Source organism: Nocardia sp. NPDC052001 (assembly GCF_040680615.1).
Taxonomy (GTDB): domain Bacteria; phylum Actinomycetota; class Actinomycetes; order Mycobacteriales; family Mycobacteriaceae; genus Nocardia.
This window is the reverse complement of the sequence record NZ_JBFAXC010000017.1, coordinates 50,594-69,927: the sequence shown is the minus strand read 5'-3', so window position 1 is coordinate 69,927 and position 19,334 is coordinate 50,594. Positions and strand designations below refer to the sequence as shown.

Below are 19,334 nucleotides of genomic sequence, written 5' to 3'. Positions count from 1 at the left end.
GGGAAGTCCCCTGGAAGGGGGTAGAGCAGGTCATCCTCGAGGTTGAGGGGACGCGCGACCTCTGGTCGATAGTGCGGGACCGGATCTTCGGGAAGACTGGTCCCCATGATCGAACTGAGGGGCCTGACCAAACACTACGGGCAGACCGTCGCGGTGTCGGATCTGTCGTTCACGGTTCGTCCGGGGTTGGTGACCGGCTTTCTCGGCCCGAATGGGGCGGGTAAGTCGACCACCATGCGGATGATTCTGGGGTTGGACGAACCGACGTCCGGTACCGCGCTCATCGACGGTAAGCCGTATCGCGATTTGAAGCGTCCGCTGACCGAGGTCGGCGCGCTGCTCGATGCCAAGTGGGTGCATCCGAATCGTTCGGCGCGCGCACATCTGCGCTGGCTGGCGGCGTCCAATGACATTCCGGCGGCACGCGTGGAGGAGGTGCTGCGCCTGGTCGGCCTCGCGGAGGTGGCCAATAAGAACGCCGGCGGTTTCTCGCTCGGCATGTCGCAGCGGCTCGGCCTGGCGGGTGCGCTGCTGGGTGATCCGAAGGTGCTGCTGTTCGACGAACCGGTGAACGGCCTGGATCCCGAGGGCATTCTGTGGATTCGCCGTTTCATGCAGCGGCTGGCGTCGGAGGGCCGCACGGTGCTGGTCTCCAGCCATCTGCTGTCCGAAATGGCGCAGACCGCAGAGCATCTCATCGTGATCGGCCGCGGCCAGCTGATGGCCGACACCACCACAAAGGATTTCATCGAGAAGGCGTCGGAACAGTCTGTGCGCGTGCGCAGTCCGCAGCTGGATCAGTTGCGCGGCCTGCTCACCTCCAATGGTATGACGGTGCGTGAGGCGGGCGCGGACAATGACGGCCCGGCCCTGGTGGTCGCGGGCGTCACGTCGGACGCGGTCGGAAAACTGGCCGGCGCCAATGACATAACGCTCTTCGAGCTGTCACCGCAGCGCGCGTCGCTGGAGGAGGCGTTCATGCGGATGACCGGCAGTGTGGTGGAGTACCACGGCGAAGGCTTCGACCAGGTGATGGGAGGTGCGCTCTGATGGGCGTACTCGCGGCGGAACGAATCAAACTCACCTCGACCCGGTCTCCGTGGTGGTGCTCGGCGATCATCGTGGCGCTGGGTCTGGGCTTCGCGGCCCTGGTGGCGGCGGTGAATCGCTCGCCCAAGGCCGATACCCCGCCCCTGCACGTGACCACCGTCGTCGGCGGTGTGAGCGGCTTCGGCGTACTGGTGTTGATGATCTTGGCGGCGCTCGCGATAACCAGCGAGTATCGGTTCGGCACCATTCGCAGCACATTTCTAGCAACCCCTGCTCGGGATAAGGTGCTGATCACCAAAGCACTGTTGATCGGCGCCTTCGGCGCGGTCCTGATCGGCGTGCTGACCCTGCTTTCCTTCCTGCTGGCAAAGGCGATCAGCGGTTCGGAGGGCGGCGCGGCCCTGGTGCTGTCCAATGCCGATAACGCCCGTGCCATTTACGGCGTCCCGATCTACGCCTTCCTGTCCGTGGTGCTGGCCGTCGGCGTCGGCGTGCTGGTGCGGCAGAGCGCCGCGGCGATCTCGCTGATCATCCTGTGGCCGACCGTGCTGGAAACGCTGCTCAGCGCGTTCGGCAGCTTCGGCCGGAATGTGGGCGCGTTCATGCCTTTCGCGAACGCCGGTCACTTCTATTCGGCGGGTGCGGACGCGGCCGGATCCAACTGGCATTGGGGCCCGTGGGGCAGTCTGCTGTACTTCGCCGTGTTCGTCGGAATCGTTTTCGGAGCCGCGCTGTTCGTAGTCAATAAGCGCGACGCATAGACCCTGCCCGGGGATGCCGCCGGCCACTGCCCGGCTCGGCGGCGAATATCGGCCCGATACGGAGAAATCCGTATCGGGCCGATGTCGTTTCCGGTGGTCGGGGGACTCTCGCTCCGGGTGTGCCGGGAAACACTGTATGAATACCGTCGAATCGGGTCGCAAGTGTCTGGCGGACCCCTCCGGAGCTGGGTAGCATCGGCCCAGCAACCAAAACACTCGTACATCGGCGGGCCCAATGATGTGGCCGCTCGGACCGATCGGAAGGTGTCAGGTGGCAGTCATTAATCCATCCGGAGATCAAGCGCTGAGATACGCTCTGGGCGTGAGCGAACGACCCTCCGACGGCGGCGAGCGCGCATCCGACGCCCCCCGCTCGGAAGGACTGGGAACCGATCGCAAGCGGTCGCGGGAGGCGAATGGATCCCGTGCTCGTGAGTCGCGCGCACCCCGCATCGACCCCGACGTGGTGATTCCGCTGGTCCCGACCGAATCGGTCGATGATTCCCTCGACGACACCGATGCCGCGAACGGCCGCCGCCGCTTCCCGAGCGGGCAGCTTTCGGCACTGGTCAATGCCGCGAATCAGCGCGGTGATCTGATCGGCCTGGTCCGCAAGGCCCGCGAAAACCTGCCCGGTGACCCGGCTTTCGGTGATCCGCTCTCGGTTTCCGGTCCGGGCGGGGCCCGTGCCGTTGCCCGTGCCGCGGACAAACTGGTCGGCGATTCACCCAGTGCCGCACGCGAATTGGGCCTGGGCGCGTTGCAGGTCTGGCAGGCCATGCTGGAACGCGTCGGTAAGGGTCGCGGCACCCAGGAGATCACCATCATGTTCACCGATCTGGTGGCCTTCTCCAGTTGGTCGCTGGCCGCCGGTGACGAACAGACCCTGGAACTGTTGCGCCGGGTGGCCAAGGCCATCGAGCCGCCGATCGCCGATCGCGGCGGTCAGGTCATCAAGCGCATGGGTGACGGTCTGATGGCGGTGTTCCCGTCCGCGGATCGCGCGGTGCGAGCCGCGGTGGCGGCCAAGGAGAATCTCACCAATGTGAATGTCAACGGCTATCGCCCGCAGATGCGCATGGGCCTGCATACGGGCACTCCGCGTGAGATCGGCGGCGATTGGCTGGGTGTGGATGTCACGATCGCCGCGCGGGTGATGGCGGCGGGCGGTAACGGCAACACCATGATGTCGGCGGTGACGCTGGAGTCCCTGAAGCCCGAGACCCTCGAGGAGCTCGGTTTCGGTGTCCGGCCGTATCGGCGCAGCTTTTTCGCGGCCCCGCTCAGCGGTGTGCCGGAGGATCTGCGCATCTTCCGCCTGGAGGCGGAGTAGTAGGCGGTAGCTAGAGGAGATAGAGCACTGCGCCCGCTGTCGCCAGCACTCCGGCCACGCCGAGTGCGATCGCGAGCGGGCGTGCGGTCTTCCAGGTCGAGTAGGCCCCGCCGTAGAGGAATCCGGCCAGGGCTAGCAGCACGATCATGGCGACGTCTTTGGACACCGCAATAGTTTGCCTGGCGGGGTTCGGGCCGGTCTCGGGGGCTCCGGCCGAAGCTCTCAGCCAATTAACAAGCACGCAGGCTTGATTTTTTTCTGGGGCGATGTGACCCTGTAACCGACCGCAGCGATGGCGCTGCGCCATGCGGGTGCACAGGGAGGCCCAGTAATGAGTCAGCTCGGCGACGATCCGGACCTCATTCGGATCGGCAACTGCTCCGGCTTCTACGGGGACCGGATGAGCGCCATGCGCGAGATGCTCGAGGGCGGGCAGCTCGATGTGCTCACCGGCGATTATCTGGCCGAACTCACCATGCTGATCCTGGGCCGGGATCGCATGAAGGACGCCAACCTCGGCTACGCCAAAACCTTTGTGCGACAGCTGGAGAGCAATCTCGGCCTGGCCCTGGACAAGGGTGTGAAGATCGTCGTCAACGCGGGCGGATTGAATCCGGCCGGACTGGCCCAGCGGGTCGGCGAGGTCGCCGAAAAGCTCGGTCTCGCACCGAAGGTCGCGTATGTGACCGGTGACGATCTGCTGCCGCGCGCGGGCGAACTCGGCCTCGGTGCGCCGCTGACCGCCAATGCCTATCTGGGCGCGTGGGGTATCGCCGAAAGCCTGAACGCGGGCGCGGACATCGTGGTGACCGGTCGCGTCACCGACGCCGCCCTGGTGGTCGGCCCGGCCGCCGCGCATTTCGGCTGGGGCCGAACCGATTACGACGCGCTGGCGGGCGCGGTGGTGGCGGGGCACGTCATCGAATGCAGCACCCAGGCCACCGGCGGCAATTTCGCCTTCTTCACCGAGATCGCGGATCTGAACCGGCCGGGCTTCCCGCTCGCCGAGGTGCGCCGGGACGGCAGCAGTGTCATCACCAAGCATGAGGGCACCGGCGGCGCGGTCACCGTGGACACCGTCGAAGCCCAGCTCATGTACGAGATCCAGAGCGCGCGCTACGCCGGACCGGATGTGACCACGCGCCTGGACAGCATCGAACTCTCCCAGGACGGCCCGGATCGGGTGCTCATCAGCGGTGTGAAGGGTGAAGCGCCGCCGCCGCGCACCAAGGTCTCGATGAACACCATCGGCGGTTTCCGCAATGAGATGGAGTTCATCGTCACCGGCCTGGATATCGAGGCCAAAGCCGAACTGGCGCAACGACAGCTGGAAGCCTGGCTGCCGGTGCGGCCCGCCGAACTGGACTGGACCCTGGCCCGCCTGGACCGGCCGGACGCCGAGACCGAGGAGCAGGCCAGCGCACTGCTGCGCTGTGTGGTGCGCGATCCGGACCCGAACAAGGTGGGGCGCGGATTCTCCAGCGTGGCAGTGGAATTGGCTCTGGCCAGCTACGCGGGCTTCTCGCTGACCGCCCCGCCCGGAAACGGCGGCCCGTACGGCGTGTTCACGCCGGGCTATGTGGACGCGAAGGAAGTTCCGCATATCGCGGTGCTGCCCGATGGCAGCGCGGTGGACATCGCACCGGCGGGGGAGACCCTGGAATTGGCCGAGGTGCCCGAACCCGCACTGCCGCAGCCGCTTCCGCAGGGTGAGACCAAGCGCGTCCCGCTCGGCACCATCGCCCTGGCGCGCAGTGGCGATAAGGGCGGCAATGCCAATATCGGCGTCTGGGTGCGCACCGATGAGCAGTGGCGCTGGCTGGTGCACGCGCTCACCGTGGACGAGCTGCGCCTGCTGCTGCCGGAAACCGCGAAACTGCCGATCACCCGGCATGTGCTGCCGAATCTGCGCGCGATCAACTTCATTGTCGAGGGTCTGCTCGGGGAGGGCGTGGCCTATCAGGCGCGTTTCGATCCACAGGCCAAGGGGCTCGGGGAATGGCTTCGGGCTCGGCACATCGAAATTCCTGTGGAGCTGCTGCCATGAGCACTGCCTTTGTGAACCCCTGGGAGACGCCGGAGCGGCGCGAATTGCGTGCCACCGTGCGCGGATTCGCCGAGCGCGAGGTGCTCCCGTATCTGGACGGCTGGGAGCGGGACGGTGAGATCCCGCGCGAACTGCACAAGAAGGCGGGCGCGCTGGGCCTGCTGGGCATCCAGTTCCCGGAATCGGGCGGCGGTTCGGACGGCGATCCCATCGACGCCGCCATCGTGTGCGAGGAAATGCATTACGCGGGCGGTTCGGGCGGCCTGTTCGCTTCGCTGTTCACCTGCGGTATCGCGGTGCCGCACATTATCGCCTCGGGGAACGCCGACCATATCGAGCGTTTCGCCAAGCCGACCCTGGCGGGCGAGAAGATCGGTTCACTCGCCATCACCGAACCGGGCGGCGGTTCGGATGTCGGACATCTGCGCACCACCGCGGTGCGCGATGGTGACGAGTTCATCGTCAACGGCTCCAAGACCTACATCACCTCGGGTGTGCGCGCCGATTACGTCGTGACGGCGGTGCGCACGGGAGGCAGTGGCGCGGCCGGTGTTTCGCTGCTCATCGTGGAGAAGGGCACGCCCGGTTTCACGGTCAGCCGCAAGCTGGAGAAGATGGGCTGGCTGGCCTCGGATACCGCCGAACTCTCCTATGTCGATGTGCGCGTTCCGGTGTCGAATCTGGTCGGTGCGGAGAACTCCGGATTCGCCCAGATCGCAAGCGCTTTCGTGAGCGAGCGCGTCGGCCTGGCGGTGCAGGCGTACGCGCAGGCGCAGCGCTGCCTGGACCTGACCCTCCAGTGGACCCGCGACCGCGAGACCTTCGGCCGCCCGCTGATCAGCCGCCAGTCCGTGCAGAACACGCTGTCGGAGATGGCGCGCCGCATCGATGTGGCCCGCGTCTACACCCGGCATATCGCCGAGCGCGCCGCACAGGGCGAGACCGATCTCATCGCCGAGGTGTGCTTCGCCAAGAACACCGCCGTCGAGACCGCGGAATGGGTTGCGCACCAGGCGGTTCAGCTGTTCGGCGGGCTCGGCTACATGCGCGAGTCCGAGGTCGAGCGCCAGTACCGCGATGTGCGCATTCTCGGTATCGGCGGCGGCACCAATGAGATCCTGACCGCCCTGGCGGCAAAGCGATTGGGGTTCCAGTCTTGAGCATTCTGCGCAGCACCGTAGACCCGAAGTCGGCGGACTATCAGGCCGCCGCCGAGGCGATGGCGACCAAGCTCGGCGAGGTCGAGGCCGAATACGCCAAGAACATCGCGGGCGGCGGCCCGGACAAGATGGCGCGGCATCGCAAGCGCGGCAAGCTGACCGCGCGCGAGCGCATCGAACTGCTCATCGACGAGGATTCACCGTTCCTGGAGCTGGCCCCGCTGGCCGCCTGGGGCAGTGACTTCCACGTGGGCGCGAGCGTCATCGCCGGTATCGGCATTGTCGAGGGCGTCGAATGCATGATCGTCGCACCGGATCCGACCGTGCGCGGCGGCACCTCGAACCCGTGGACGCTGCGCAAGAACCTGCGCATGAACGATATCGCGCTGGAGAACCGGCTCCCGGTCATCGGCCTGGTGGAGTCCGGCGGCGCGGATCTGCCGACGCAGAAGGAGGTCTTCGTTCCGGGCGGTCGCATGTTCCGCGATCTCACCCGTCTGTCGGCGGCCGGAATCCCCACCATCGCACTGGTTTTCGGCAATTCGACCGCCGGTGGCGCGTATATCCCGGGCATGTCCGATTACACGGTCATGATCAAGGAGCGCTCCAAGGTGTTCCTGGGCGGTCCGCCGCTGGTGAAGATGGCGACCGGTGAGGAATCCGATGACGAATCGCTGGGCGGCGCGGAGATGCACGCCCGCGTCTCGGGGCTGGCGGACTACCTTGCCGCCGACGAACAGGACGCGATTCGCCTGGGCCGCTCCATTGTTCGCCGCCTGAACTGGCAGAAGCAGGGTCCGGCCCCGCGTCCGGCCACCGAGGTGATCGAACCGCTGTACGACCAGGAAGAGCTGGTCGGCATCGTGCCGACCGATCTGAAGATCCCGTTCGATCCGCGCGAGGTCATCGCCCGCGTGGTCGACGGCTCCGATTTCGACGAGTTCAAACCGCTGTACGGCTCCAGCCTCGTTACAGGCTGGGCCGAACTGCACGGCTACCCGGTCGGCATTCTCGCCAATGCGCGCGGCGTGCTGTTCTCCGAGGAAGCGCAGAAGGCCGCGCAGTTCATCCAGCTGGCCAATCAGAAGAACACGCCACTGCTGTTCCTGCACAACACCACCGGCTACATGGTCGGCAAGGAGTACGAGCAGAAGGGCATCATCAAGCACGGCGCGATGATGATCAACGCGGTGTCGAACTCCAAGGTCCCGCATATCTCGTTGCTCATGGGCGCGTCCTACGGCGCGGGACACTACGGCATGTGCGGTCGCGCGTACGATCCGCGCTTCGTATTCGCCTGGCCCAGCGCCAAATCCGCCGTCATGGGCGGTGCGCAGCTGGCGGGCGTCATCTCCATCGTGGGCCGGGCCGCCAATGAGGCCAAGGGCATTCCGTTCAACGAGGAGGCCGACGCCGGTATCCGCGCCATGATCGAGGCGCAGATCGAGGCCGAATCGCTGCCCATGTTCATGTCGGGCCGCCTGTACGACGACGGCGTCATCGACCCGCGCGACACCCGCACGGTATTGGGAATGGCGTTGTCCGCCATCCACAATGCCCCGATCAAGGGCGCCGAGGGCTTCGGCGTCTTCCGAATGTGAGTGCCGGTATGGACATTACGAACGTCTTGGTCGCGAACCGCGGTGAGATCGCACGGCGCGTATTCGCCACGTGCCGTCGCATGGGAATCGCCACCACCGCCGTGTATTCCGACGCCGACGCCGCCGCACCGCATGTGGCGGAAGCGGATTCGGCCATTCGACTGCCCGGCAACACCCCGGGTGAGACCTACCTGCGCGGCGAACTGATCATCGAGGCCGCGCTGGCCGCCGGTGCGGACGCCATCCACCCCGGGTACGGATTCCTCTCCGAGAACGCCGAATTCGCGCGTGCCGTACTGGAAGCCGGTCTGACCTGGATCGGCCCGCCGGTCGCCGCCATCGAGCAGATGGGCTCCAAGGTCGAGTCCAAGAAGATGATGGACGCCGCCGGTGTCCCGGTCCTGGCCGAGCTCGATCCGGCCGAGGTCACCGCGGATATGCTGCCGGTGCTCATCAAGGCGTCCTCGGGTGGCGGCGGTCGCGGTATGCGCGTGGTGCGCGATCTCGCCGACCTCACCGAACAGCTGGCAGGCGCACGGCGCGAGGCGGAATCGGCGTTCGGCGATCCGACCGTGTTCTGTGAGCGCTACCTGGAAACCGGCCGCCATATCGAGGTGCAGGTCATGGCCGACACCCAGGGCACGGTGTGGGCGGTGGGCGAGCGCGAGTGCTCGATCCAGCGCCGCCATCAGAAGGTCGTCGAAGAAGCCCCGTCCCCGCTGGTCGAGAAGATCGACGGGATGCGCGCGCGCCTGTTCGAGGCCGCCAAGCTCGCCACCGAGGCCATCGGCTACGAGGGTGCGGGCACCGTCGAATTCCTGGCCGACGAGAAGGGCGATTTCTTCTTCCTGGAGATGAATACCCGTCTCCAGGTGGAACATCCGGTCACCGAGCAGGTCACCGGCCTGGATCTGGTGCGCCTGCAATTGCAGGTCGCCGCCGGTCGCCCGCTGCCCGCGACGCAGCCGGGCATGCGCGGGCACTCCATCGAGGTGCGCCTGTACGCCGAGGATCCGGCGCACGATTGGCAGCCGCAGAGCGGTCCGGTGCACAAGCTCGACATCCCGGGTACCACGGGCGAATTCACCGTGCTGACCGAACCGGGCGTGCGCCTGGACACCGGTGTGGTGGACGGTTCCGTGGTGGGCGTGCATTACGACCCCATGCTGTCCAAGGTCATCTCGTTCGCCGAGACCCGTGACGAGGCCGCGCACATCCTGGCTTCGGCCTTGCAGCGCGCCAAGATTCACGGTCTGGTGACCAATCGCGATCTGCTGGTGCGGGTGCTGCGGCATCCGGCCTTCCTGGCCGGTGACACCGATACCGCCTTCTTCGCCACGCACGGCCTGGACAAGTTGTCCGCGCCGCTGGTGTCCGAGGAATCCGAGCAGCTCTCCATTGTCGCTGCGGCACTGGCGGATTCGGCCGCGAACCGCAGGAACGCCAAGGTCGGTTTCGGTGTGCCGAGCGGCTGGCGCAATCTGCCGTCGCAACCGCAGTCCAAGTCCTACGAGAGTCGCGTGAGCGGTAAGCATGAGGTGCGCTACCGCATCACACGCGCCGGTCTCGATGTCGAGGGCCATTCGGGCCTCGAATTGGTGGAGGCCACACCGGATCTGGTGATTCTGCTGGTGCCCGGTGAGCGCGGTGCCGTGCGCCGCCGCTTCGAGATCGCCCGCTACGGCGATCTGGTGGCGGTGGATTCCCCGCTCGGCCCGGTGTCGGTGCGCCGCCTGCCGCGTTTCGAGGATCCGGCCGATCAGGTGGCCGAGGGTTCACTGCTCGCTCCCATGCCGGGCGCGGTCATCCGCCTCGGCGCGGAGCTGGGCAGCCGGGTCGAGAAGGGCCAGCCCATTCTGTGGCTGGAGGCGATGAAGATGGAGCACACCATCGCCGCGCCCGCCGCGGGTGTGCTCACCGAACTCAATGTGACGGTCGGTCAGCAGGTCGAAGTGGGCGCCCTGCTCGCCGTGGTCCAGTCCGATGACAGCGAAAACCAGGAGTAGACGATGAGCTTCATCGAAACCGATGAGCAGAAGGCCCTGCGCGAGGCCGTGGCCAAGCTGGCCGCCAAATACAACTTCCGCGATTACGCCGGACCCAAGGCCCGCAAGGGTGAGCCGTTCGACGAATTGTGGGATGAGGCGGGCAAACTCGGCTTCCTCGGCGTGAACCTGCCGGAGGAGTACGGCGGTGGCGGCGCGGGCATCTACGAGCTGGCGCTGGTGCAGGAGGAGCTCGCCGCACAGGGCTGCGGACTGCTGCTCATGGTGGTCTCCCCGGCCATCTGCGGCACCATCATCACCAAGTACGGCACCGACGCGCAGAAGCAGTACTGGCTGACCAAGCTGGCCGACGGCACCGGCAAGATGGTCTTCGGTATCACCGAACCCGATGCGGGCTCGAATTCGCACAAGATCACCACCACCGCCCGCAAGGACGGCGAGGACTGGATCCTGAGCGGTCGCAAGGTCTATATCTCCGGTGTCGATCAGGCCGAGGCCGTGCTCATCGTGGCGCGCACCGAGAACGCCAAGACCGGCAACCTCCAGCCCGCCCTGTTCATCGTCCCGACCGATGCCCCCGGCTTCGTGAAGACGAAGCAGGAGATGGACATCATCGAACCGGACAACCAGTTCACGCTGTTCCTCGATGATGTGCGCCTGCCCGCCACCGCCCTGGTCGGCCAAGAGGACGCCGCCATCGCGCAGCTGTTCGCGGGCCTGAACCCGGAACGCATCATGGGTGCGGCCATGGCGATCGGCATGGGCCGCTACGCCATCGATCGCGCGGTGACCTACGCCAAGGAGCGCGCGGTGTGGAAGGGTGTGCCGATCGGTGCGCACCAGGGCATTTCGCATCCGCTGGCACAGGTGAAGATCGAACTGGAACTGGCCAAGGTCATGATGCAGAAGGCCGCGTTCCTGTACGACTCGGGCGATGACTTCGGTGCCGCCGAGGCCGCCAATATGGCGAAATACGCTGCGGCGGAAGCCAGTATCAAGGCGCTGGATCAGGCGATCCAGACGCACGGCGGTTCCGGCCTCACCTCCGATGTGGGGCTGGCGGGCATGCTGGCGGCCTCGCGCATCGCGCGCGTCGCCCCGGTCAGCCGCGAGATGATCCTGAACTTCGTCGCACAGCACTCGCTCGGCCTGCCCCGGTCCTACTGAGCCGTATCCGACTGAGCCGTCTTCTCTTGACCCGTAAGGAAATTCGATGAGTGACGCCACCCCCGACGCGCCGTACGTGCGCTACGAGGTGCGGGACGGATTCGCCGTCCTGACCCTGGACTCCCCGCACAATCGCAACGCCCTGTCCTCGAAACTGGTGACGGAGCTGCTCGCGGGCCTGGAACAGGCCGCCGCGGACACCGCGGTGCGCGGGGTGGTGCTCACCCACACCGGCAATACCTTCTGTGCCGGAGCGGATCTCAAGGAAGCGCTGGACGCCGATCCGGCGGCCGCCGCCGGTATTCGCACCGGCTGGATGGTGCGGGTGCTGCGCGACATCCTGGAATTGCCCAAGCCCGTCATCGCGCAGATCGACGGCAATGTGCGCGCGGGCGGTATGGGCATCGTGGGTGCGTGCGATATCGCGGTCGCGGGTCGCGGCAGCAGTTTCGCCCTCACCGAGGCCCGGCTCGGGCTCGCGCCGTTCGTGATTTCGCTGACCCTGCTGCCGCGCCTGACCTCGCGCGCGGCGGCCCGCTACTTCCAGACCGGGGAGACCTTCGACGCCGCCGAAGCCGAGCGCACCGGCCTGATCAGCATTGCCGCCGATGATCCGGATGCCGAGGTGAAACGCCTGGTCGGCGAGCTGCGCAAGGGTTCCCCGCAGGGTCTGGCGGAGAGTAAGAAACTCGCCACCGCCGCCATCCTGGCCGAGGTCGACCGCTCCGCGCAGGCCCTGGCCGAGCGGTCCGGCAGCTTCTTCGGCACCCCCGATGTGATCGAGGGCATGACGGCCTTCTTTCAGCGTCGCCCGCCGAGCTGGGCAGAATAACTACTCATGGCTACACCCCACGAACCCAAGCAGGACCGCAGCCGGGCCACCCGGCAGCGGCTGCTGGAGGCGACCATCGACTGCCTGGCCGAGACCGGCTGGGCGGCGGCGACGGTCGCCGTGGTGGCGGAACGCGCCGGGGTGTCCCGCGGCGCGGCACAGCATCACTTCCCCACCCGCGAGGATCTGATCACCGCCGCGCTGGACTACATGTTCGACACCCGCATGGCGCAATCGCTCGCCGACGCCCAGGCCATCGGTGAGGTGGCCGAGGGTCAGGGCCGCACCGAGGCCGTGGTGACCGCGCTGGTGGAGGGCTACACCACCACGTTCTTCAAGGCCGCGCTCCAGGTGTGGACGCATGCCGCCGCCGATCCGGCGCTGCGCGAGCTCATCGTGCCGATGGAGGCGCGCTTCGGCCGGGTCTCGCATCGCATGGCGGTGGAGGCGCTGGGCGTGGACGACTCCGATCCCGTTGCGCACCATCTGGTTCAGGCCACGCTGGATCTGGCGCGCGGCCTCGGACTGGCCGATATCCTCACCGACGACTCGTTGCGCCGCAAGGAGATCGTGCAGCAGTGGGCCGCCACGCTGCATATCGCGCTGCACGCGCCGCGCTGAGCTACCAGCCGAAAACCTCTGCGATATCGATCGATTCGTCATCCCAGCGGTGTTCGATGCGCTCGCGTTCGGGGTCGGGGAGCTCGGGTGTCCAGCCGGCTCGCCGCCAGAAGGCTTCGCGGCGTTCATCGCTGAGGGGGAGTGGATCGTTCATATGACAGTCCCTGGATCGGATTGCCGGGTGCCGATTTCAGGGTAGGGGAGTGGTGCGGGTCACAATATTGTTTTCGAGTGGGCGACATCGCGGCTGATCAGCGGAAATACGTGAACTGCATCATTGCTGGACGCTTGTCCGGGAGCCTAGCGTCGAGGGTTGAATTGAACCCGATCCGCGAAGGACATTGTTGTGCCCATCATCGATCTCGGCTCTGCCGCACTGAATCTCGCGAACGTTGTCACCAGCATCGCGTCGAACATCACCTACCTGCTGCACGCGTGGGGCCTCGCCTGATCCAGGCGCAGTGCCTCGCCTGAGCAGGCGTAGCAAACGAAAGAGCCCGTCCCGCAATCGCGCGGAACGGGCTCTTTCGTATGCGGGGCTAGGCGGGCTTCGGTGCGGTCAGGTCGTAGAGGGTCACCCCGTCCACCTCCTGCGCCGTGTAATGCTCCTGCACCCATTCGGTGATCTCGGAACTGTGTGAGCCCGAACGGTTCGAACCGCCCATCCGGCCCTCACCGCCGTCACCTATACCGCCGCCGCCGATGAAGTAGTGGATATCCCCATCGGTCACGTACCGCTGGAACTGCTCCAGCGTCGGCGACGGATCACTGCCGTTGAACCCGCCCACCGGCATGACCGGCAGCTGCGTGGCGAGCTGGAAACCCGCGGCGCTGTTCGAGCCGATGGCCGCCGCCACCCAGGTGTACTGATCGCCATTGGCGGACAGCAGCGCGGTGACCTTCGCACTCGGGTTACTCGCCATCATGAAATTGCCCGCGCCACCGCCCATTTCGCCACCTGGCATACCGCCGTTCCGGCCCGGTGCGGTGCCGTTCTGGCCGCGCATGCCGCCGTTCCGGTCGGGTGCCGTGCCGCCGTTCTGCCAGGGCCCGTCGCCTCCGCCGTGCCGTCCGCCGCCGCCGAAACCGAAGCCGCCGCGCACATTCGGGCCCGCGCTGGGGATCGGCCCCTCGTGGCCGGTGCCGAGGGTGTCGACCGTGTAGGCGATCGGCCCGGCCAGGCCGATGAGCACCGCGGCACTCGCGGCCGCGATTTCCACCTTGCGGGGCAGCCGAACCAGCAGCGCCAGGGTGACCACGACGCCTACCGCCGCCACGGTCCAGCGCAGCCAGGGCTGGAAGGAGCTGCTGCGGGACAGCAGCATCCACGCCGTGGCGATGGTGATGCCCAAGGCGAGCGCCAATGCCACACGCACCCAGCGCTTTTCGCGTTCCTGCCACAGCATCACCGCGCCGATGCCGACCAATGCGGCCACCGCCGGAGCCAGGGCGATGGTGTAGTACTGGTGGAAAATGCCCTTCATGAAGCTGAAGACCAGTCCGGTCGCCAGCAGCCAGCCGCCCCACAGCATGAGCCCGGCGCGTCGCTGATCGGTGCGAGCCGCCCTGCCGCACAATACAAGTGCGGCTACCAGTAGTACGAGTGCGGCCGGGATGAGCCAGGCGATCTGCCCGCCCTGCTGCGGTTCGAACATCCGGGTGATGCCCGTCGTACCCCACATGCCGTTGCCGCCGGCGGGCAGTTCGCCGCCCGGGCCGACGCTGCCGGTCTCATCGCCGTTCAACCGGCCCAGGCCGTTGTAACCGAAGGTCAGTTCGAGAATCGAATTGTGCTGTGAGCCACCGAAGTACGGCCGATCGTCGACCGGCCAGAATTCGGCGATGAGCACCCACCAGGCCGCGCCCGCGATCATGGCCGCGCCCGCCGCGAACAGCTGCGCGATGCGCTTGCCGAGCTTGGGCGGTCCGGCGACGAGATAGGTCAGCGCGAGCGCGGGCACCACCAGCAGCACCTGCAACTGCTTGGTGAGGAAGCCCAGGCCGATGAACAAGCCGGTGTACAGCAGCCAGCGCCAGCGCCCGTCCTCGACCGCGCGGGTCATGGCCCAGGTCGCCGCGATCATGAGCAGCACCAGCAGCGCGTCCGGATTGTTGAACCGGAACATCAGCGCCGCAACGGGAGTCACCGCCAGCGCGAGCCCGGCCAGCAGTCCGGCGTGCGCGCCGAACACCCGCCGCACCGTGGCCCACAGCAGCGCCACCGAGGCCACGCCGATCAGCGCCTGCGGCAGCAGCATGCTCCAGCTGTGCAGGCCGAAGACTCGCACCGAGATCTCCATGGGCCACAGCGACAACGGCGTCTTGTCCACCGTGATGGAGTTGGCGGCGTCGGAGGAGCCGAAGAAGAACGCCTTCCACGACACCGAACCCGCCTGTACGGCAGCGGCATAGAACGAATTCGCCCAGCCGTTCACCGACAGATTCCACAGATACGCGATCGCGGTGCCGACGAGCAGCGCCGCCACCGCGGGATACTCCCAGCGCGGCTTCGAGACGGTATCCCGCTCGGGCGGCGGAACCACCTGTCGCTCAGTCAATGTCGCGGTCATCATGCACCTCCTCCGTCGTGCGGTTGGTGAGAGTGACTGTGGGTGAGTGCAGCCAGCGGTCCAACTGCCCATGGCCATATCGCGGCGGAGTCACCGTCGCGACCTTCGCGGCCCGTTCGTCGGCCGCCGTCACCGGCTGCCCGCCGAATCATGCGCTCCCGCTTTGCGGAACACCCAGCGCAGCCCGACGAAGCGGATCAGGGTGGCGATCAGATTGGCGACCACCAGCACCAATAGCTCCACGTGCACGGCCGAATCCGGGGCCCAATGATGCAGTGCGAAAAGCGATCCGCTGGTGAGCGCGAGCCCGATCCCGAAGATGAACAGGCCCTGCAACTGATGCGACACCGCCTGCGACGATCCGCGCACACCGAAGGTGAAGGCGCGATTGGCGGCGGTATTTCCGACGGCGGTGATCAGCAGCGCCAAGAAGTTCGCCACCTGTGCGCCGGTAATCGATTGCAGCACAACGTAAAGCAGCAGATACGCGAGGGTCGATCCCACGCCGACGATGCCGAATCGCACCAGCTGTCCGACCATGCCCAGCGGTACGCCTTCCACCAGCGGTTCGCGTCCGATGGCGGCGCGCAGTTCATTGATGGGCAGCCGCCCCGACCCGAGCGCCCGCCCGACCCGCCAGATGCCCCGCAGATCCTTGCGCGCGGTGTCGACGATATCGACGCGGCTGTCCGGATCGTCGATCCAGTCCACCGGCACCTCGTGAATGCGCAGTCCGATGCGTTCGGCCAGCACCAGCAGTTCGGTGTCGAAGAACCATTCGCCGTCCTCCACCAGCGGCAGCACCATGCGCGCCACCTGGCTGCGCATGGCCTTGAATCCGCATTGCGCGTCGGAGAACTTGGCCTGCAGCGAGGTGCGCAGGATCAGGTTGTAGCAGCGCGAGATGATCTCCCGCTTGGGTCCGCGCACCACCCGTGAGGAGGAGGCGAGCCGGGTGCCGATGGCCAGATCCGAATGTCCGGACACCAGCGGCGCGACCAGTGGCAGCAGCGCGTTCAAATCCGTGGACAGGTCGACGTCCATGTACGCGACGACCTGAGCGTCCGACCCCTGCCACACCTCGCGCAGTGCGCGACCGCGGCCCTTGCGATCCAGATGCACCACCCGCACCCCGTCGAGTTCCTCGGCGAGATACTCCGCCACCTGCAGGGTGGCATCGGTGGATGCGTTGTCGGCGATGGTGATTCGCGCCGTGAAGGGGAAATTGTCATTGAGGAAGGCGTGCAGGCGCCGCACGCACGGACCGAGATCGCGTTCTTCGTTGTAGACGGGTACGACCACGTCGATAACGGGCGTGGTCACGGACTCGGCTGGTTCCGCCGCCCGGACGGCGGTCACGGTGTCGGACATGATCACCACGGTCGTCCGGTACGCTGGGCCGCCCCTGCGGCGGAGCTGGGAGGTTCCTGGGAGCTATCGAGGACCTTCGTGCAGTCGCCACAGCGGCGACACGGGCCCATGCCCCGCGCCCAGGTCGTACGACGCCTCCAAACACCGTCGCGTCCACTCCTTGGCGAAGGTGAACGCGTCCGGCACCGAATAGCCGTGTGCGAAAGCACTGGCCATGGCCGCCGCGAGGGTGTCCCCGCCGCCGTGGTCATTGCCGGTGGCGATGCGCGGCGCGGTCAGCTCGTGGAAGGTCTCCCCGTCGAACAGCAGATCGGTGCTGACCGAGGAGGTGCGCAGATGCCCGCCCTTGACGATGGCCCATTTCGGCCCGAGCGCGTGCAGCGCCTCCGCGGCCTTGTGCGCGGTGAGATCGTCCACCACCTCGATCCCGGTGAGCAGCCGCACCTCGTCCAGATTCGGCGTGATCACGGTGGCCAGTGGAATCAGCGTGTCCCGCAGCGCATCCAGCGCCGAGGCGTGCAGCAGCGGATCACCGTGCATGGACGCCGCCACCGGATCCACCACCAGCGGAATATGCCCGTCCCGCCCGATCCCGACCTCCGCGCACACCGCGGCGACGGCCTCGATGATCCCGGTGGAGGCCAGCATCCCGGTCTTGGCGGCCCCGATCCCGATATCGCTGACCACGGTTCGCACCTGCCCCGCCACGATCTCCGGCGGAATCTCGTGAAAACCGCTGACCCCCACCGTGTTCTGCACGGTCACCGCGGCCACGGCCACACAGGCGTGCACGCCGCACATCGCCATGGTGCGCGAGTCGGCCTGAATTCCGGCACCGCCGCCGGAGTCGGTGCCCGCGATGGTGAGCGCGCGGACGGGGGTCTGCCCGTTAGGGGCCAGCGGCAGGAACTTCACGAGACGACCCTACGATCTCCGCGCCGCGTGCGGGACCCGACCCTTCCGGCATTATTGAAAACGATTATCATTTACGTATGACTTCAGCTCAGCGCCCCGCCCAGCTGCCCGTGACCGTGCTGTCCGGGTTCCTCGGCGCGGGCAAGACGACCCTGCTCAACCACATCCTCGCCAATCGGGACGGCCGCCGGGTGGCGGTGATCGTCAATGACATGAGCGAGGTGAATATCGACGCGGCGCTGGTCGCGGGGCAGGGGCACCTCGATCGGACCGAGGAGAAACTGGTCGAGCTCACCAACGGATGCATCTGCTGCACGCTGCGCGAGGACCTCATCGAATCGGTGGGCAAGCTGGCGCGGGAGGGGCGATTCGATCAGCTCGTCATCGAATCCACGGGCATCTCCGAGCCCATGCCGGTGGCGGCCACCTTCGAATGGGAATTCGAGGACGGTTTCAAGCTCGGTGATGTCGCCCGGCTCGACACCATGGTGACCGTGGTCGACGCCTCCACGTTCCTCGCCGAGGTGGTGAAGGGTCAGGCGCTCGCCGATCGCGATATGCAGGCGGGCGAGGGGGACGCGCGCACCATCGCCGATCTGCTGGTGGATCAGGTGGAGTTCGCGAATGTGCTGGTGCTCAACAAAACCGATCTGGTGAGCGCGAAAGCCGTAGGCACGGTGGAGGCCACGCTCAAGCGGCTCAATCCCACTGCGCGCCTTGTGCATTCGGCGCACGGTGTGGTCGATCTCGCCGAGGTGCTCGGCACCGGACGCTACAATCCGGATCTGGCCGCCCAATTCGACGGCTGGGATGAGGAACTCGCGGGCGGGCACACCCCCGAGACCGAGGAATACGGGATCAGCAGCATCACCTTCACCGCCGATCGCCCCTTCCATCCCGAACGCCTCGAGGCGGCGCTGGCGCAGTTGCAGAGACTGTTGCGCAGCAAGGGTTTCTTCTGGCTGGCGAGCCGCCCGGATCTGGCCGCCATCTGGTCGCAGGCGGGCCCGAATCTGACCTTCGAGGCGGGCGCGTACTGGACATCCCTGGATATGCAGCCGGGACAGGAGATCGTCTTCATCGGCATCAAGCTCGATCGTCCGCATGTGCGGGACCTGCTGTATTCGGCCCTGCTCACCGATGCGGAGATGGAATCCGGGCGACAGGCGTGGCTGTCGTTCCCGGATCCCTTCCCGCACTGGGGCGAGGCGCATGAGCACGCCTGATTCTCAATTGGAGATGCCGGGCGTGCGGCGCACGTAGGTGTCGTCGGTCAGCTGTTCGAGCAGGAACGCCGCGATATCGGCGCGCGAGATCTTCAGGGACAGACCGGGTTCCGAAGGTCCGAACCCGCGCCGGTAGGCGCCGGTGGCCGGTCCGTCGGTGAAGGCGCTGGGCCGCACGATGATCCAGTCCAGATTGCTCGCCCGCACATACTGTTCCTGCCGGACGTGATCGGCGAACGCCTGCCGCAGCAGCATGCCGAAGAAGACGTACTTCCAGAGGAAGTTCAGATTGCCCTTGCTGTCACCGACGCCCAGGGTGGACTGGCAGATGAGCCGTTTCACCCCCGTGCGCTGCATGGCCTCGATGATGGTGCGGGTGCCCTCGGCGCGCACCACGCCCTTGCGGCCCGCGCCCAGGGCGACGATGACCGCCTCCTGGCCGAGTACGACCTGTTCGACCGCGGCCGGATCGAGCACATCACCGACCACCACGTGCAAACGCTCGTGGGTGACGGGCATATTAGTGGCGTCGCGGGTCAGTGCGGTGACCTCGTGACCGGCCGCGAGGGCCTGGGTGACGACCTGACGGCCGATGGTTCCGGTGGCTCCGAAGAGTGCGATTCGCATTGTGTTCACCTCGTGTAATTCGTTGTCTTGAAGGTGAATTCAGTACA

General features: G+C 66.7%; 17 protein-coding genes. 11 read left to right on the top strand and 6 right to left on the bottom strand.

Going from position 1 to position 19,334, the window contains the following annotated elements; all coding sequences use genetic code 11:
* Nucleotides 1-105: 105 nt before the first annotated feature.
* From AB0L82_RS40540 to AB0L82_RS40530, 3 genes are all read left to right on the top strand, one after another.
* Nucleotides 106-1,050, top strand: coding sequence for an ATP-binding cassette domain-containing protein (locus tag AB0L82_RS40540; RefSeq protein WP_364649731.1), 945 nt, complete (start codon nucleotides 106-108; stop codon nucleotides 1,048-1,050).
* Nucleotides 1,050-1,811, top strand: coding sequence for an ABC transporter permease (locus AB0L82_RS40535; RefSeq protein ID WP_364649728.1), 762 nt, complete (start codon nucleotides 1,050-1,052; stop codon nucleotides 1,809-1,811). The genes AB0L82_RS40540 and AB0L82_RS40535 overlap by 1 nt, the downstream gene beginning before the upstream one ends.
* A gap of 565 nt (nucleotides 1,812-2,376) precedes the next feature.
* Complete coding sequence (locus tag AB0L82_RS40530) at nucleotides 2,377-3,144, top strand: adenylate/guanylate cyclase domain-containing protein (RefSeq protein ID WP_364649848.1); 768 nt, start codon at nucleotides 2,377-2,379, stop codon at nucleotides 3,142-3,144.
* Between the two features lie 10 nt (nucleotides 3,145-3,154).
* Here the strand turns inward: AB0L82_RS40530 and AB0L82_RS40525 are convergent, their stop codons facing one another.
* The gene (locus AB0L82_RS40525; protein ID WP_364649725.1) at nucleotides 3,155-3,310 is read right to left on the bottom strand and encodes a hypothetical protein; all 156 of its coding nucleotides are present in this window, start codon (nucleotides 3,308-3,310) and stop codon (nucleotides 3,155-3,157) included.
* A gap of 165 nt (nucleotides 3,311-3,475) precedes the next feature.
* Here AB0L82_RS40525 and AB0L82_RS40520 point away from each other — a divergent pair, with 165 nt between their 5' ends.
* The 7 genes from AB0L82_RS40520 to AB0L82_RS40490 are packed head-to-tail and all read left to right on the top strand — an operon-like array spanning nucleotide 3,476 to nucleotide 12,578.
* Nucleotides 3,476-5,191: an acyclic terpene utilization AtuA family protein gene (locus AB0L82_RS40520; protein WP_364649722.1), complete on the top strand. Its 1,716-nt coding sequence runs from the start codon at nucleotides 3,476-3,478 to the stop codon at nucleotides 5,189-5,191.
* A gap of 11 nt (nucleotides 5,192-5,202) precedes the next feature.
* Nucleotides 5,203-6,351: an acyl-CoA dehydrogenase family protein gene (locus tag AB0L82_RS40515; RefSeq protein WP_364649845.1), complete on the top strand. Its 1,149-nt coding sequence runs from the start codon at nucleotides 5,203-5,205 to the stop codon at nucleotides 6,349-6,351.
* Complete coding sequence (locus AB0L82_RS40510) at nucleotides 6,348-7,952, top strand: carboxyl transferase domain-containing protein (protein WP_364649719.1); 1,605 nt, start codon at nucleotides 6,348-6,350, stop codon at nucleotides 7,950-7,952. The genes AB0L82_RS40515 and AB0L82_RS40510 overlap by 4 nt, the downstream gene beginning before the upstream one ends.
* A gap of 8 nt (nucleotides 7,953-7,960) precedes the next feature.
* Nucleotides 7,961-9,958: a biotin carboxylase N-terminal domain-containing protein gene (locus AB0L82_RS40505; protein ID WP_364649716.1), complete on the top strand. Its 1,998-nt coding sequence runs from the start codon at nucleotides 7,961-7,963 to the stop codon at nucleotides 9,956-9,958.
* Nucleotides 9,959-9,961: 3 nt separating this feature from the next.
* Nucleotides 9,962-11,125 (top strand): acyl-CoA dehydrogenase family protein, encoded by a 1,164-nt coding sequence (locus AB0L82_RS40500; protein WP_364649713.1) that lies wholly within the window; start codon nucleotides 9,962-9,964, stop codon nucleotides 11,123-11,125.
* A 46-nt stretch (nucleotides 11,126-11,171) separates the two neighbouring features.
* Complete coding sequence (locus tag AB0L82_RS40495; RefSeq protein ID WP_364649711.1) at nucleotides 11,172-11,957, top strand: enoyl-CoA hydratase family protein; 786 nt, start codon at nucleotides 11,172-11,174, stop codon at nucleotides 11,955-11,957.
* A gap of 6 nt (nucleotides 11,958-11,963) precedes the next feature.
* Nucleotides 11,964-12,578, top strand: coding sequence for a TetR/AcrR family transcriptional regulator (locus AB0L82_RS40490; RefSeq protein WP_364649708.1), 615 nt, complete (start codon nucleotides 11,964-11,966; stop codon nucleotides 12,576-12,578).
* Between the two features lies 1 nt (nucleotide 12,579).
* Here AB0L82_RS40490 and AB0L82_RS40485 read toward each other — a convergent pair whose 3' ends face one another.
* From AB0L82_RS40485 to thiD, 4 genes are all read right to left on the bottom strand, one after another.
* Nucleotides 12,580-12,732, bottom strand: coding sequence for a hypothetical protein (locus AB0L82_RS40485; RefSeq protein ID WP_364649705.1), 153 nt, complete (start codon nucleotides 12,730-12,732; stop codon nucleotides 12,580-12,582).
* 385 nt (nucleotides 12,733-13,117) lie between these two features.
* Nucleotides 13,118-15,148 carry a glycosyltransferase family 39 protein gene (locus tag AB0L82_RS40480; protein ID WP_364649702.1) on the bottom strand — a complete coding sequence of 677 codons (2,031 nt, stop codon included), beginning with the start codon at nucleotides 15,146-15,148 and terminating at the stop codon, nucleotides 13,118-13,120.
* 129 nt (nucleotides 15,149-15,277) lie between these two features.
* Nucleotides 15,278-16,519, bottom strand: a complete 1,242-nt coding sequence (locus AB0L82_RS40475) for a bifunctional glycosyltransferase family 2/GtrA family protein (protein WP_364649699.1) — start codon at nucleotides 16,517-16,519, stop codon at nucleotides 15,278-15,280.
* A gap of 63 nt (nucleotides 16,520-16,582) precedes the next feature.
* Nucleotides 16,583-17,434 carry a bifunctional hydroxymethylpyrimidine kinase/phosphomethylpyrimidine kinase gene (thiD, locus tag AB0L82_RS40470; RefSeq protein WP_364649696.1) on the bottom strand — a complete coding sequence of 284 codons (852 nt, stop codon included), beginning with the start codon at nucleotides 17,432-17,434 and terminating at the stop codon, nucleotides 16,583-16,585.
* A 77-nt stretch (nucleotides 17,435-17,511) separates the two neighbouring features.
* Here thiD and AB0L82_RS40465 point away from each other — a divergent pair, with 77 nt between their 5' ends.
* A complete protein-coding gene (locus AB0L82_RS40465) occupies nucleotides 17,512-18,660 on the top strand; it encodes a GTP-binding protein (RefSeq protein ID WP_364649692.1) in 1,149 nt (382 codons plus the stop codon).
* A 3-nt stretch (nucleotides 18,661-18,663) separates the two neighbouring features.
* Here AB0L82_RS40465 and AB0L82_RS40460 read toward each other — a convergent pair whose 3' ends face one another.
* Nucleotides 18,664-19,287, bottom strand: coding sequence for an SDR family oxidoreductase (locus AB0L82_RS40460; RefSeq protein WP_364649689.1), 624 nt, complete (start codon nucleotides 19,285-19,287; stop codon nucleotides 18,664-18,666).
* Between the last annotated feature and the right edge of the window lie 47 nt (nucleotides 19,288-19,334).